8 protein-coding genes are annotated in these 15,003 nt (G+C 63.7%); 5 read left to right on the top strand and 3 right to left on the bottom strand.

Annotated features, from left to right (window positions below):
- Positions 1–232: 232 nt before the first annotated feature.
- Positions 233–1,975 (bottom strand): potassium/proton antiporter, encoded by a 1,743-nt coding sequence (locus QZ497_RS04820; protein ID WP_295471603.1) that lies wholly within the window; start codon positions 1,973–1,975, stop codon positions 233–235.
- A 235-nt stretch (positions 1,976–2,210) separates the two neighbouring features.
- Here QZ497_RS04820 and QZ497_RS04815 point away from each other — a divergent pair, with 235 nt between their 5' ends.
- Positions 2,211–4,823, top strand: a complete 2,613-nt coding sequence (locus QZ497_RS04815; RefSeq protein WP_295471601.1) for a DUF6543 domain-containing protein — start codon at positions 2,211–2,213, stop codon at positions 4,821–4,823.
- A gap of 42 nt (positions 4,824–4,865) precedes the next feature.
- Here QZ497_RS04815 and putA read toward each other — a convergent pair whose 3' ends face one another.
- On the bottom strand, positions 4,866–8,819 hold the full coding sequence (putA, locus tag QZ497_RS04810; protein ID WP_295471599.1) for a trifunctional transcriptional regulator/proline dehydrogenase/L-glutamate gamma-semialdehyde dehydrogenase: 3,954 nt from the start codon (positions 8,817–8,819) through the stop codon (positions 4,866–4,868).
- Between the two features lie 420 nt (positions 8,820–9,239).
- Between putA and putP the strand changes: the two genes are divergently transcribed.
- A complete protein-coding gene (gene putP / locus QZ497_RS04805; RefSeq protein WP_295471597.1) occupies positions 9,240–10,730 on the top strand; it encodes a sodium/proline symporter PutP in 1,491 nt (496 codons plus the stop codon).
- Positions 10,731–10,783: 53 nt separating this feature from the next.
- On the opposite strand, the gene QZ497_RS04800 is transcribed toward putP, so the two are convergent.
- A complete protein-coding gene (locus QZ497_RS04800; RefSeq protein WP_295471595.1) occupies positions 10,784–11,452 on the bottom strand; it encodes a polysaccharide lyase family 7 protein in 669 nt (222 codons plus the stop codon).
- A 312-nt stretch (positions 11,453–11,764) separates the two neighbouring features.
- Here QZ497_RS04800 and QZ497_RS04795 point away from each other — a divergent pair, with 312 nt between their 5' ends.
- The 3 genes from QZ497_RS04795 to QZ497_RS04785 are packed head-to-tail and all read left to right on the top strand — an operon-like array spanning position 11,765 to position 14,787.
- On the top strand, positions 11,765–13,912 hold the full coding sequence (locus tag QZ497_RS04795) for an EAL domain-containing protein (RefSeq protein ID WP_295471593.1): 2,148 nt from the start codon (positions 11,765–11,767) through the stop codon (positions 13,910–13,912).
- Between the two features lie 48 nt (positions 13,913–13,960).
- Positions 13,961–14,473, top strand: a complete 513-nt coding sequence (locus QZ497_RS04790) for a YgjP-like metallopeptidase domain-containing protein (RefSeq protein ID WP_295471591.1) — start codon at positions 13,961–13,963, stop codon at positions 14,471–14,473.
- A 14-nt stretch (positions 14,474–14,487) separates the two neighbouring features.
- Complete coding sequence (locus QZ497_RS04785; RefSeq protein ID WP_295471589.1) at positions 14,488–14,787, top strand: winged helix-turn-helix domain-containing protein; 300 nt, start codon at positions 14,488–14,490, stop codon at positions 14,785–14,787.
- Positions 14,788–15,003 lie beyond the last annotated feature (216 nt).

The following is a 15,003-nucleotide window of genomic DNA, read 5'->3' as shown; positions in this document are numbered from 1 at the left end:
ACAGGCGATTTAATCGACGAGGTCTGCAAAGCGTGCGGGTGTCGCCGTTTTCAGCTCGTCTTAGGTTTCGTACGAAAAGTTGGCGAGCGAAGGTCAGGCAAGGCAAAAACAGGCGAGGAACGCTCGGAGTCGCGGGCGACTTTACTGGAGTAAATGAGCATTCCGACCGGGCTGGCGATCCAGCCTGTTTTTAACGCAGCATGGCCGAGCGCAGGCACTTTTCGTACAAAACCTAGAGGAACAGGCCCGGACCCGGGCGTGCGCCTTCGGGGAATTTGACCCCGACCTTGAGGATCCTGTTCCCTTCTGTCGAAGCGACGGTCCACAACGTGCCGTTCCACTCGATCTGGTCGCCGACGATCACTGCGCCGCGGTTCTTCTGCACGATGAACTGGGCCAACGGCATGTTCGGGTCCAGACCGTCGAGGTTCAGGCCGTACAGGGCGGCCACCGCGCCGAGCTGGGCATCGCCTTCCAGCACGAAATCGCCGAAGAAACGCAGGTCCTGGCCGCGTTGAGGGGCCTGGCTGAACAGCTTGCCGAGGGCCGGCAGGTCATGTTCGTGACCGATCACGCAGAGCAGGTCACCGACCTCCAGGGTGGTACTGCCGGACGGGTGCAGCAGTTGTTTGCCACGGAACAGCGCGGCGATACGCGTGCCCTCGGGCATCTTCAGTTCGCGCAGGGCGGCGCCGATGCACCACTTTTCCGCGCCCAGGCGGTAGACGAACAGCTCCCATTCACTGGTGACGTGGACTTCCAGCGCCGAGCGGGAAATCGGCGCCGGGTCTGGCGGCACCGTGACCTTCAGCAGCTTGGCCATCCACGGCAGGCTGGTGCCTTGCAGCAGCAGCGAGATGAGCACGATGAAGAACGCCAGGTTGAAGTACAGCTGGGCATTGGGCAGCCCGGCCATCAGCGGGAACACCGCCAGGATGATCGGTACTGCGCCACGCAGGCCGACCCAGGCGATGAAGGCCTTTTCCCGACCATGGAAGGCCTTGAACGGCAGCAGGCCGACCATGACCGACAGGGGGCGTGCCACCAGGATCATCCACAGCGCCAGGCCCAGGGCTGGAATGGCGATGGGCAGCAGGTCGTGCGGGGTGACCAGCAAACCGAGAACCAGGAACATGCCGATCTGCGCCAGCCAGGCCATGCCATCGAGCATGTGCAGGATGCCATGGCGGCTGCGGATCGGGCGGTTGCCCAGTACCAGGCCGAACAGGTAGATGGCCAGGAAACCGCTGCCGTGGATGGCGTTGGTCAGGGCGAATACCGCCGTGCCCCCGGCGATCACCAGAATCGGGTACAGGCCCGCGGTCAGGTTGATACGGTTGACCAGTTGCAGCATCAGCCAGCCACTGCCCAAGCCCATCAGGGTGCCGATGCCGAACTCCTGGATCAGGTGCCCGAGCAGGCTCCAGTGCAGGCCGGTCTGGCCGCTGGCGAGCATGCCGATCAGGGTGACGGTGAGGAACACGGCCATGGGGTCGTTGCTGCCCGACTCGATCTCCAGGCTGGCGGTGACCCGCTCGTTGAGGCCCTTGCCGCCCAGCAGCGAGAACACCGCCGCGGCGTCGGTGGAGCCGACGATGGCGCCGATCAACAGGCCCTGCATGAGGTTCAGGTTGAACAGCCAGGCGGCCACCATGCCGGTCAAGGCCGTGGTGATCAACACGCCGACGGTGGCCAGCGACAGGGCCGGCCACAGCGCCACGCGGAAACTGGCGACCCGGGTGCGCAGACCGCCGTCGAGGAGGATCACCGCCAGCGCCAGGTTGCCGACCAGGTAGGCGGCGGCGTAGTTGTCGAAAATGATGCCGCCACCGTCGACGCCAGCGACCATGCCGACGGCGAGGATGATGACCAGGATCGGAATGCCCAGCCGCGAAGACAGCGAACTGACCAGGATGCTGGCCCCGACCAACACCGCGCCGATCAGGAACAGGCTGTTGATGGTCGATGCATCCAAGGGCAGTACTCCATGACTGTAAGAATCGGGCTTCGCTTTGCGTAGGAAATGTTACTTATGCAGCGAGCGTGCCAAGGGATTTAACCCGTTGAATTGCCTGGCTGTCAAAGCCTTGTCGGACAGGAAGGCTGAAACAACTTTCATTCGTATGAAACAGTTATGCCATAACTAACTACCGCACGGGGTATCGGTGTCCCTGATCAGCTGCATGGCTTTCTCGATCAAGGAGTCCGTCATGCCGCATTCGGCAGAGTTCATCGCAGGGGCGCAGCAGCGCCGTTATCAGTCCGAGCAGCGGCTGCTCAGGCAAAAGGCCCGGCAATTCATCCAGGACTATCCCGACGTCCATGGCCAGGCCTGGGCGCAGGCCCGCAAACTGTTGCAGGAGCTGGCCGGCAGCCAGGCCGATCCGGACAAGGTCTGGTGGCATCGCTTCGCCACGGCGGTCAGCAGCTCGCGCACCTACAACGGTTGGGCGCACACCGGCACGCCGGTGGAGTCGATGACCCTGGTCGAACTGGTGATGCACCGCTTCAACGCCCGGGATCAGGATGCCAGCGATGAGTTGCAGATGTATGGCGGCTTCTATGTCGACGGGCCTGGGCATGGCCATTTCGATGAGCGCAACGAAGTGCGGCTGTTGCCGCAACAGGTGCTGCAGCGTCTCTGGGCAGACGATTTCGCCCAAGTGTTTCGCCAGCGTGTGGAGCACTTCTGGAGCACCCACGCACAGACCTTCCTGATACTGGCCCGCGTCGGCTGCAAGGCGTCTGGTGCGCTCGCGGTGCGCAACGGCCAGCTGTCGCCTGGCGACCTGGCCCTGTTCGACCAGGCGATCAGCGGCGTGCCAACGCCTTCGGCGAATGCCACGACGGGTGCCTCCCTGAACGGGACACCGGCGCTCAGCGTGCGCAGCTTCGATATCGGCGGGCTGGAGTCGAGCCATATCATCCGCGTCGTCGACGGTGCCGGACGGCAGATTCTCTACGTGGCTGGCAGCGAGGCCGCGTTCCACGTGTTCGCTACCGAAGCCGAGCTATTTGCCTGGGTGCGTGGTTGCTTGAGTGATGAACCTTCGCGCCAGGCCTTCAGTGCGCTGTTCCTAAGCGGGCCCGAAGTGACCCAGGAGCGCGCCAGCGAGCTGGCTGCAATGCTGGACCGCCTACGCGATGCGGCCTCGGGCCCTGACACCAACCACATCGCCGACCCCGAGGCGCTGGGGCTGCTCAACCAGGCCGACCGGGTCATTCTCGGTGATGTCTTCGAGCACTGGCGAGACCTGGCCCAGCGGGAAATGCACAGCGTGACGCAGGCGCTGACCTCCAATGCCAGCCTGCGCAAGCAGATGTGGATCGGTTACCTGAATGCGCTGATCCGCGTGTTCGGCCCCATGACGGTGGCGTCCTGGCCGCTGGCGCTGAGCCTTATCGGTGCCGGGCTGGGCAATCTCGGGCTGAACATCGACCAGGCAGTCAATGGCGTCGACTCCCGGCAACGCAAGGCCGGCGTGATCGGTGCCGTGTGCAATGCGATCTTCGTACTGTTCAGCCTGCCGTTGTTGGTCGATACCCTGCCGGCGCTGAGACGCGCCCTGGCACCCCGACCGTCAAGCGAGCTGGCAAGCCCAGACGGCGAGTGGATCCCCCTGCAGGAACTCGGCACCTCCAGCAGCGGCGACGTGCCCATGCAGGGCATTGAACGCACGGCCAGCGGCGAGACCTGGATCATGCTGGGAGAAACGCCCCGCCGCGTGCGTTTCAGTTCGTCGCTCAACACTTGGCTGGCCGTCGACCCGCTCAATCCCTTCTCCTTCGAAGGGGCCACGCCGGTGCGGCTCGATGCCCAGGGGCAGTGGCAGGCGCTGCCGTCTCTGAAGCTCGCCGGTGGCATGGAGGGCGCAAGCGCCGGTCCGTTGGCCGGTCCGTCGCAGGCGACGGGCTACCCGACGGTCGGTTCGGAGTTCTGGGATGTGCACATGCGCTTCGACCTCGAAGAGGAGGAGCGTTTATCGGAGATGGCCCTGGCAAGGCAGAAGGCAGTGATCAACGTGCACGAGATGGCGCCTGAAGACGAACTCAGCGTCGACAGCGAGGGCGACCAGGTGGTGGTTGACGCCTGGGGTGACGAATATCGTGTGTTCAAGACCCCGGCGGGCCGTTATTACGGTGGCCGGGTGAATCGTTACTCGCAGCGTGAAGAAGAGTTCAACCAGTACCTGCGCACCGGCAAGCCGAGCATTACCAACCAGGTGGAGATGATCGAGGAACTGGCCGACGACCTGCGGGCCATCGGCCATGACAACCATGCCACGCTGTATCGCGGTGGCAGCGGCGCACGGGGCACCTCGGGGCTGAATTTCCGCCAGGGGCATATCAAGGCAGGCGACGTGCTGGTCAACACGGACTTTACTTCGTTCTCGGAAAACCCCTATGTGGCACGGTCCTTCGCCAGCAGCCAGGCGGGGGCGCCGTCGTATGGCTACGATGGCGCGGTCACCTTCGACGACTCGTCCATCGTCTTCGAAATCCTCGCCGAGCAGTACCTCAACGCCACACCTGTCGCGCCGTTTTCGGAGGAGGAAGAGGAGGCAGAATCCCTGTTCGCACCAGGGCACTACTTTCAGGTACGCGATATACGTGAAATCAGCGGTGCCGCCTATCGCTTCATTCGCGTGCGGATGCAGGAAATTCCGAGGCCTTCCAGTGACGTACGGTTGTTCGAAATGCGTACCGGCGAGCCGTTCAGCCGCGCGCAATACGCAGCCAGGCTCGGGGAGCAGGGCAAGCGCCTGGTCGAGCGCTTCTTCCCGTTGCCGCAAACGCCGGCGGCCAGCCCAGGGCATGAATGAGAACCGGCCGCTGTCGCCAGCGGCCGGTGGGGTGGCGCGGTATCAGCCGATGGTCATCAGGCTGGCGTTGCCACCGGCGGCGGCGGTGTTGACGCTCAGTGCGCGTTCGATGACCAGGCGCTCCAGGGCAATGCCGGTGTCGCCGTAGGCGAGGCCATGGACGCCGACGATGGCACCGCTGCGTTGCGCAACCTGCTCGCAGATCGCGCGCAGTTGGTCGCTGTCGCCGTGGTGCAGCACGGCATCGAAGCTCACCTCGTCACGCTGCCAGTCATTGACCAGTTGCACGCGGGCCTGGACTTCGCGAGGCAGGCGCTTGTGCAGCGAGCGCCCTGGCTCGCCGTCCAGCCACAGCGCACGACTGCCCACCGCCAGCACCGCAGTCAGTTGCGCGAGCAGGTCGCCTTCGTCGTCGGCCAGGCACAGCACCTGCTCGCGCGGCAGGATGGTGTAGCTGTTGCGCTCGCCGGTCGGCCCGGCCAGGGTGCGGCTGATGCCGCTCTGCGATTGCGCGGCGAAGCTGTCGCTCAGTTGCACCAGCTCCTCGCGCTGCTGGCTGGCCGCCCAGGCCTTGAAGGCTTCCAGCGGCTTGAGCAGCGCTTCATGCAGGCGGGTGTCCGGCGCGCTGCCGGCATCGGCTCCGGCGAACGAGCGGGCGATGGCCTCCTGTGGGCGGGTGCTGAGCAGGCGGTACAGGTACAGCGGGCCACCGGCTTTCGGGCCGGTGCCGGACAGACCTTCGCCGCCGAACGGCTGTACGCCGACCACGGCGCCGACGATGTTGCGGTTCACGTAGAGGTTGCCGGCATGCGCCTTGTCGATGACCTTGGCGATGGTCTCGTCGATGCGCGTGTGTACACCGAGGGTCAGGCCATAGCCCGAGGCGTTTATCTGGCCGATCAGCGCGTCGAGGTCCTTGCGGGCATAGCGCACCACGTGCAGCACCGGACCGAAGATCTCGCGTTGCAGCTCATCGAAGCTTTCCAGTTCGATCAGGGTGGGCATCACGAAGGTGCCACGCTTGATCTCGTCGGTGTCGGCCAGGGCCATCTGGTATACGGCACGGCCTTTGTCGCGCATGGTCTGGATGTGCTTTTCGATACCGGCCTTGGCCTCGGCGTCGATCACCGGGCCGATGTCCACGGCCAGGCGCTCGGGGTTACCCAGGCGGCTCTCGGCCATGGCGCCCTTGAGCATTTCGATCACGCGGTCGGCGGAGTCTTCCTGCAGGCACAGCACGCGCAGTGCCGAGCAGCGCTGGCCGGCGCTGTCGAAGGCCGAGGACACCACATCGATGACGACTTGTTCAGTGAGTGCCGAGGAATCGACGATCATGGCGTTCTGGCCGCCGGTTTCGGCGATCAACGGGATCGGTCGGCCCTGGGCGTCCAGGCGACCGGCGACATTGCGTTGCAGCAGGCGCGCCACTTCGGTGGAACCGGTGAACATCACGCCCTTCACGCGCTCGTCGCCCACCAGCCCGGCGCCGACGCTTTCACCGCGGCCGGGCAGCAGTTGCAGGGCGCCTTCCGGAATGCCCGCTTCGAGCAGGATACGCACCGCCTGGGCGGCGACCAGCGGGGTCTGTTCGGCTGGCTTGGCCAGCACCGGGTTGCCGGCGGCCAGGGCGGCGGCCACCTGGCCGCTGAAAATGGCCAGTGGGAAGTTCCACGGGCTGATACACACCACCGGGCCGAGCGGACGGTGGCTGTCGTTGCTGAATTCGTTGCGTGCCTGCACCGCGTAGTAACGCAGGAAGTCCACCGCCTCGCGCACTTCGGCGATGGCATTGAGGTAAGTCTTGCCAGCCTCGCGCACCAGCAGGCCCATCAGTGGCTGGATCTCGCTTTCCATCAGGTCGGCGGCACGCTCCAGGATCGCGGCGCGCTCACCCGGCGGCGTGGCCTGCCAGATCGGCCCGGCGCTCATGGCGCATTGGATGGCGCCGTTGACGTCGGCCAGGGTGGCCTCTTGCACATGACCCACCACGTCGCGGTGGTCGGAAGGGTTGAGTACTGCCTGCGGAGTTTCCTGGCTGGCCGGGCAACCGAGCAGCGGAGCGGCTTGCCACTGATGGTTGGCGCTGGTCAGCAGCGCCGAGGACAGCGACGCCAGGCGATGCTCGTTGGCCATGTCGATGCCGCTGGAGTTGGCCCGCTCGCGGCCATACAGCTCGCGCGGCAGCGGGATACGCGGGTGTGGCAGGCCGCACTGGCCTTCCTGGGTGGCCATGCGCTCGATGCTGGTGACCGGGTCGGCGACCAGTTCCTGGATGGAAATCGATTGGTCGGCGATGCGGTTGACGAACGAGGTGTTGGCGCCGTTCTCCAGCAGGCGGCGTACCAGATAGGCCAGCAGGGTTTCGTGGGTGCCCACTGGCGCGTACACCCGGCACGGGCGGTTCAGCTTGCCGTCGGCGACCTTGCCCACTACTTGCTCGTAGAGCGGCTCGCCCATGCCGTGCAGGCACTGGAATTCGTACTGGCCGGGGTAATAGTTCTGCCCGGCGATGTGGTAGATGGCCGCCAGGGTGTGGGCGTTGTGGGTCGCGAACTGCGGGTAGATGACCTCCGGCGCGGCGAGCAGCTTGCGCGCACACGCGATATAGGACACGTCGGTGTACACCTTGCGGGTGTATACCGGGTAGCCTTCCAGGCCGTCGAGTTGGGCGCGCTTGATCTCGCTGTCCCAGTAGGCGCCTTTCACCAGGCGGATCATCAGGCGATGGCGGCTGCGGCGGGCCAGGTCGATGACGTAGTCGATCACGTACGGGCAGCGCTTCTGGTAAGCCTGGATGACGAAGCCGATGCCGTTCCAGCCGGCCAGTTGCGGCTCGAAGCACAGGCGTTCGAGCAGGTCCAGCGACAGCTCCAGGCGGTCGGCCTCTTCGGCGTCGATGTTCAGGCCGATGTCGTATTGCTTGGCCAGCAGGGTCAGCGACAGCAGGCGCGGGTACAGCTCGTCCATCACTCGCTCGTACTGGGCGCGGCTGTAGCGCGGATGCAGGGCCGAGAGCTTGATGGAAATGCCCGGGCCTTCATAGATGCCCCGGCCATGGGAGGCCTTGCCGATGGAGTGGATGGCCTGCTCGTAGGAGGCCAGGTACTTCTGCGCGTCGTGTTCGGTCAGCGCGGCTTCGCCGAGCATGTCGTAGGAGTAGCGGAAGCCCTTGCTCTCGAACTTGGCGGCGTTGGCCAGGGCCTCGCCGATGGTTTCGCCGGTGACGAACTGCTCGCCCATCAGGCGCATGGCCATGTCCACACCCTTGCGGATCATCGGTTCGCCGCTCTTGCCGATGATGCGGCTCAGCGAGGAGGTCAGACCGGTTTCGTTGTGGGTCGAGACCAGCTTGCCGGTCAGCAGCAGGCCCCAGGTCGCGGCGTTGACGAACAGCGACGGGCTGTTGCCCAGGTGCGGCTGCCAGTTGCCGGTGCTGATCTTGTCGCGGATCAGCGCGTCGCGGGTGCCTTTGTCCGGGATGCGCAGCAGGGCTTCGGCCAGGCACATCAGCGCCACGCCTTCCTGCGACGACAGCGAGAATTCCTGCAGCAGGCCCTGGACGATGCCGGCGCGGCCACCGGCGCTTTTCTGGTGGCGCAGCTTGTCGGCGATGCTGGCGGCCAGTTTGTGGGTGGCTTCGGCTTGCGGGGCGGGCAGGCGCGCCTGCTCCAGCAGCATGGGCACCACTTCCTGTTCAGGGCGGCGGTAGGCCGAGGTGATGGCGGCGCGCAGCACCGATTGCGGCAGAATGCTCTCGGCGAAGTCGAGGAACGGCTGGTAACCGGTGTCGGCCGGTGCATCGACGCGTTCATCGCCCTCGCGGGCGTCGTGGCCGTTGAGTTCCAGCAGGGGGGCACCACTTTCGAGCCGTTCGAGGTAATTGAAGATCGCCTGCTTGATCACCCAGTGCGGGGTGCGATCAATGCCCTGTGCAGCGCTTTTCAGGCGTTCGCGGGTCTGCTCGTCGAGCTTGACGCCCAAAGTGGTGGTGGCCATGTCTTGTCCTCATTATCGCCATCGTGGATGTGGCATCCGGTCGTGGGCAGCAGATTAGCTGTGAGTCGCCCAAGGTGCAACCAGGTGCAACCTAAATTTTCGTGCCAGGCCCACCCGCTTTCGGTCGGTCGTCGGGTTCACGGAAAAATGCCTGATTGCGGGCGCTCGAAGCCGAATTTTGCGGGGTTTTGCACTGCTGCGGTGCGCTTTCGTTTCGAGAACGGTGTCACGCAGAGGTACAACTGCCATCTGAAAGCGGTTGCACCTGTTTGGCGTTGTTGTCTAGGATGCCTGCCCAGCGGTGCAACCGACAGCCCCTTTCGGGGGCCGAGGTCAGCGAGGTGTCCGGGGACGGGCTGTTTTGGTGAGTCCTTGGCGGCTTCCCCGGGCGCTGAATAACAACAACACCAAGGCAGACATATGAGTTTCTTCAATCCCACCCTGATCACCTTCGTGGTCTATATCGCGGCCATGGTCCTGATCGGTTTCATGGCCTATCGCTCGACCAATAATTTCTCTGACTACATCCTCGGCGGGCGCAGCCTCGGCAGCCTGGTCACGGCGCTGTCGGCAGGTGCCTCGGACATGAGCGGCTGGCTGCTGATGGGCCTGCCAGGGGCGATTTTCGTTTCCGGCCTGTCGGAAAGCTGGATCGCCATCGGCCTGATCGCTGGTGCCTATCTGAACTGGCTGTTCGTCGCCGGGCGCCTGCGCGTGCACACCGAGTACAACGGTGACGCCCTGACCCTGCCGGACTACTTCTCCAGCCGTTTCGAAGATCGCAGTGGGGTACTGCGTATCATCTCGGCAGTGGTGATTCTGGTTTTCTTCACCATTTATTGCGCCTCGGGCATCGTCGCCGGTGCGCGCCTGTTCGAAAGCACCTTCGGCATGTCCTATGAAACGGCGCTGTGGGCCGGCGCTGCGGCGACCATCGCCTACACCTTCGTCGGTGGCTTCCTGGCAGTGAGCTGGACGGACACCGTGCAGGCCTCGCTGATGATCTTCGCGCTGATCCTCACACCGATCTTCGTGTTGCTGGCCACTGGCGGCGTCGACCCGACGTTCCTGGCCATTGAGGCGCAGGTACCGGGCAGCTTCGACATGTTCAAGGGCACCACCTTCATCGGTGTGATCTCCCTGCTGGCCTGGGGCCTGGGCTATTTCGGCCAGCCGCATATCCTGGCGCGCTTCATGGCCGCCGACTCGGCCAAGTCGATCGCCAACGCCCGACGCATCTCCATGACCTGGATGATCCTGTGCCTGGGCGGCGCGGTGGCCGTGGGCTTCTTCGGTATCGCCTATTTCTCGGCCAACCCTGATGTCGCCGGCCCAGTGACGGAAAACCCGGAGCGGGTGTTCATCGAGTTGTCCAAGCTGCTGTTCAACCCTTGGGTGGCGGGCGTGCTGCTGTCGGCGATTCTTGCGGCGGTGATGAGTACCCTGAGCTGCCAGCTGCTGGTGTGCTCCAGCGCGCTCACCGAAGATTTCTACAAGGCCTACCTGCGCAAGGGCGCCACGCAGAAGGAGCTGGTCTGGGTCGGTCGGGCCATGGTGCTGCTGGTGGCAGTGGTGGCCATTTTCCTGGCCGCTAACCCGAACAACCGTGTGCTCGGTCTGGTCAGCTACGCCTGGGCCGGCTTCGGTGCGGCCTTTGGCCCGGTGGTGTTGATCTCGCTGCTGTGGAAGGGCATGACCCGCAATGGTGCGTTGGCCGGCGTGGTGGTCGGTGCGGTTACCGTCGTGCTGTGGAAGCAGTTCACCAGCTTCGGCCTGTACGAGATCGTGCCGGGCTTTATCTTCGCCAGTATCGCCATCGTGGTGTTCAGTCTGCTGGGCCAGAAGCCCTCGGCGGCGATGCAAGCGCGTTTCGACACTGCCGACAAGTCTTACAAAGACGCGGTGCGCTGAGTACCTGGCTGACCTGAAGCGGCCCGCATGCCTGCCTGGCATGCGGGCCGTTTTCATTTGTTGTGGTCGATATCCAGGCGATAGAAGGTCGCCTTGCCGCCTTCGCTGGTGTAGCCGGTATTGTCCTGGGTGTAGACGCCCGCCTTGAAGTACAGGGGCTTGTCGCGCCAACTGGCACCCACCGAAGTCCGCCAGTTGCTGTCCTTGACGCTGACGCTCAATTCGCCGCCGCGGCTGAGGTGGATGATGTACCTGAAGCGTTCTTCGAGCGCCACGCCTTCCAGGAGGGTGATGATCCGCGCTTCCTTGTCTTCGAAGCGCTGGCGCACCTTGGCAACGATGTTGCCGGTCTTGGTGGCGTCCTTGTACTGGTATTCGACCTTGAGCATGGGGCGGTCGCTGTCTTTGGTATGGATCTGGCCAATGACGATCCTGCCACTGGAGGGGACCTGGTTGACCGTCAGGGTGGCGTAGAGGAAGTTGTCCGCTTCGGGGAACAGCCAGTTGTGAGGCGTGCCGTCGGACCAGGTTTCGCGCAGTTCGCTACGCGGGAATTTGGCATTGTCGGTCTTGGTGCCGGTCACGGGGGCCCAGAAAAAGATCCGGTCGCTGTGTGACTCGAAGTACTTGCCGTCGTAGCCCTGTTTCAGTTGCTGGGTTTCGATGGTTTTGGGGGGTGAGCCCACAGGAATGCTGAGATTCCATGAACCGAGGTCGATCATCCGCTTTGTTCCGCAAGTGACTGATATCTCCGGTGCAGAATCGATTCCGGAGAGATGAAGCGGAGTTATATACGAATAATAAGCAAACTTGTTAGCGCCGAATTAAGCAAAGTTTGGAATCAAAATGATTTCAATTTGTCCTAAGCGCCGGAGATTGAAGGGCTGAACGAACGCTACCGTTAGTCGGCAAAATCTCGGTTTCGTGATGGCAATCAGCTTCCCGCCTTACGCTTTCGAATACGCAGGGCTACAGTGGTGTCACTGTGATGACACGGTGTTGGCGTCAGGCAGTCGCTTAACAAGAGAAGCAGCATGGAATGCGCGAATACCAATGCTAATGACGGCAATGCGGTATTACTGGTCGTCGATGATTACCCTGAAAACCTCGTGACGATGCAGGCGGTCCTGCAGCGCGCCGATTGGTGCATCGTGACCGCCAGCTCGGGTTTCGAGGCGCTCAACGTGCTGCTGGAGCGCGAAGTCGACCTGGTGCTGCTGGACGTACAGATGCCCGGCATGGATGGCTTCGAAGTCGCTCGCCTGATGCGGGGCAGCCAGCGCACGCGCCTGACGCCCATCATCTTTCTGACCGCCAACGAGCAGAGCCAGGAAGCGGTGCATCGCGGCTATGCCAACGGCGCCACCGATTACCTGTTCAAGCCCTTCGACCCCCACGTGCTCAGGCCCAAGGTGCAGGCCCTGCTGGAGCAGCAGCGTAATCGCCGCGCCCTGCAGAAACTGACCCAGGAGCTGGACGCCGCGCGCGCGTTCAACGCCTCGGTGCTGTCCAACGTCGCCGAAGGCATCCTGGTGGTCGACGAGCAGGGCAGCATCCGCTTCGCCAATCCGGCCATCTGCCGTTTGCTCGACCTGGCCGAGAGCGCCCTGGATGGCTCTGCGCTGCTCGATCATTTCAGCTATCCCAAGGCCGGGCACTGGCTGGAGTCAGGCTTTCATACCCATTACCGACGCGGCGAAACCTGGCGTGTGCATGACGCGACCCTGCTGACCCGCACCGGCGGCCAGTTGCCTGTGGCGTTTTCCTGTGCTCCCCTGCCGACCGAGCAGAAAGGCATGGTGCTGAGCATTCTCGACATGTCCGTCGAGCGCGATCTCTACCGCCAGCTGGAACAACAGGCGGTCACCGATGCACTGACCGGCCTGCTCAATCGTCGTGGTTTGTTCAAGGCCGTGGACAGCATGCTGCCGCGCAACGAGCGGGCCGGCAAATGCCTGGCGGTGCTGTATCTGGACCTGGACGGCTTCAAGCGCATCAACGATTCGCTGGGGCACGAATCCGGTGACCAGGTGCTGCTCTGGGTGGCCGGGCAATTGCGTGAATGCATGCGCCCCTACGACGTGCTGGCGCGCATCGGCGGTGACGAGTTCGTGGTGGTCATCGAAGGCCTGGAGCACGCCGAGCAGGCGGCCAAGGTGGCCGAGAAACTCATCGAGCGCGTGTCGGTGCGCCGCCATGTGGACGGTGTGGACGTGACCCTGGGGGTGAGCATCGGCATTTCCACCCACCCAGCCTGCGGTGCCCAGCTCGACGACCTGCTGCGGGTGGCCGACACCGCCATGTACGAAGCCAAGCGTGCCGGGCGTCAGCAATATCGCTTCTATGACCAGAGCATGAATGGCCGTGCACGCTCACGGTTGATGCTGGAGGAGGGCATACGCAGCGCCATCAAAGACCAGCAGTTCTCGGTCATCTACCAGCCCCAGGTGTATGCCGTCGATGGCCGCCTGCGCGGTTTTGAGGCGATCCTGCACTGGCAGCATCCGCTGGTGGGCGATGTGCCGCGTGACCTGTTCATGCCGCTGCTGGAGGAAACCCGGCTGATCAATCGCCTTGGCGACTGGATGTTCGACCAGAGTACCGAACAGCGGCACCGCTGGAACGGCGTCTTCGACGCCGACCTGGTCATGAGCGTGGGAATCAGTGCCTCGCAGTTCTGCCTGCCCAGCCTGGCGACCGAACTGCAAGCTGCGATGCAGCGCCACGGTATCGCGCCGGGCCAGCTGGAAGTGGAAATCAGCGAAACGGCACTGGTGCACAACCTCAACCACAGTCGCCGACAACTGCAGCAGTTGCATGACATCGGGGTGCGGGTATCGCTGGACGATTTTGGTGCCGGTGATTGCTCGCTGGCGCACCTGCGCAATCTGGAACTGGATACCCTCAAGTTCGATCGGCACTTCATCGAAACCCTGCTCGATTGCCCGCGGGACATGGCCATGGCAAGCAGTGTCATCGAGCTGGCGCATCGCCTGAACATTCTGGTGGTTGCCGATGGCGTGACGCGCGTCGAGCAGCTGCGCTGGTTGGTCGAGCAGGGTTGCCACCTGCTGCAAGGCGCCTTGCTGGCCGCGCCGCTGAGTGCCGCGCAGGCCCAAGACCAGCCGCGGCGCATGGACCTGCACGCCTGGAACCTGAGCGAACCCTCCCGGCCGCGCTGACGCCGATGGTGTAGACTGCCGGGCTCATTCCGACTCGCGACGGCCCCGATGAGCGCTTCCAGTCAAGCACCGTTGAAATACCTGCAGGCCTATCCGGCGGCCTTGCAGGAGCAGGTTCGCCAGCTGATCGCCCAGCAGCGCCTGGGCGATTACCTGCAGCAGCGTTACCCCGCTCGGCATGCGGTACAGAGCGACAAGGCCCTGTACGCCTATGCGCTGGAGCTGAAGAACCAGTACCTGCGCAACGCCCCGGCCATCGACAAGGTGCTGTTCGACAATCGCCTCGACCTGACCCATCGTGCGCTCGGCCTGCACACGACGGTGTCGCGGGTGCAGGGGGCCAGGCTCAAGGCCAGCAAGGAGATCCGCGTGGCCTCGCTGTTCAAGGAAGCGGCCCCGGAGTTCCTCAACATGATCGTTGTCCACGAGCTGGCGCACTTCAAGGAAACCGAGCACAACAAGGCGTTCTACAAGCTCTGTGAGCACATGTTGCCCGGTTATCACCAACTGGAATTCGACCTGCGTGTCTACCTGACCTGGCGCGACCTGCAGGCGGCCTGAAGCGAGAGCCTTTCATGGAAGTGAGCAAGACCAAGAGCAGTTTTTATCGCCGTCTCTACGTGGCCTGGCTGATCGACAGCGGGCAGGCCAGCAGCGTGCCGGCGCTCACCGAACTGACCGGCATGCCGCGGCGCACCGCCCAGGACACCATTGCCGCATTGGCTGACCTGGATATCGTCTGTGAATTCGAGCAGCGCGACGGCGCGCGCAACCATGCCGGTGATTACCGCATTCGCGACTGGGGAGCGATCGACCCGCGCTGGATCGAGCGCAACCTGCCGACTATCAGACAGGTGCTGGGCTACCCCCTTTAGGAGAAATACTGGTCAGTTAGACCGTTGGAGCTTGCTCGCGAATAGCAGGCTATCTGGAGCGGGTACACCCGTCGCTGCATCTGCGCCCTTGAGTCACCTTTCCGCCTTTACGGCGGGTTACTTTTGGTTTCGGCCAAAAGTAACCAAAAGCCATTGCTCCTGGCTTGGGTCTGCCCTGCGGGCAGACTTCCCTCCTTCCGGCGCCATTCCAGGGGG

It is taken from the genome of uncultured Pseudomonas sp., assembly GCF_913777995.1.
In the GTDB taxonomy this organism is placed as follows: Bacteria; Pseudomonadota; Gammaproteobacteria; order Pseudomonadales; family Pseudomonadaceae; genus Aquipseudomonas.
This window is presented reverse-complemented; position numbering and strand designations above follow the sequence as displayed.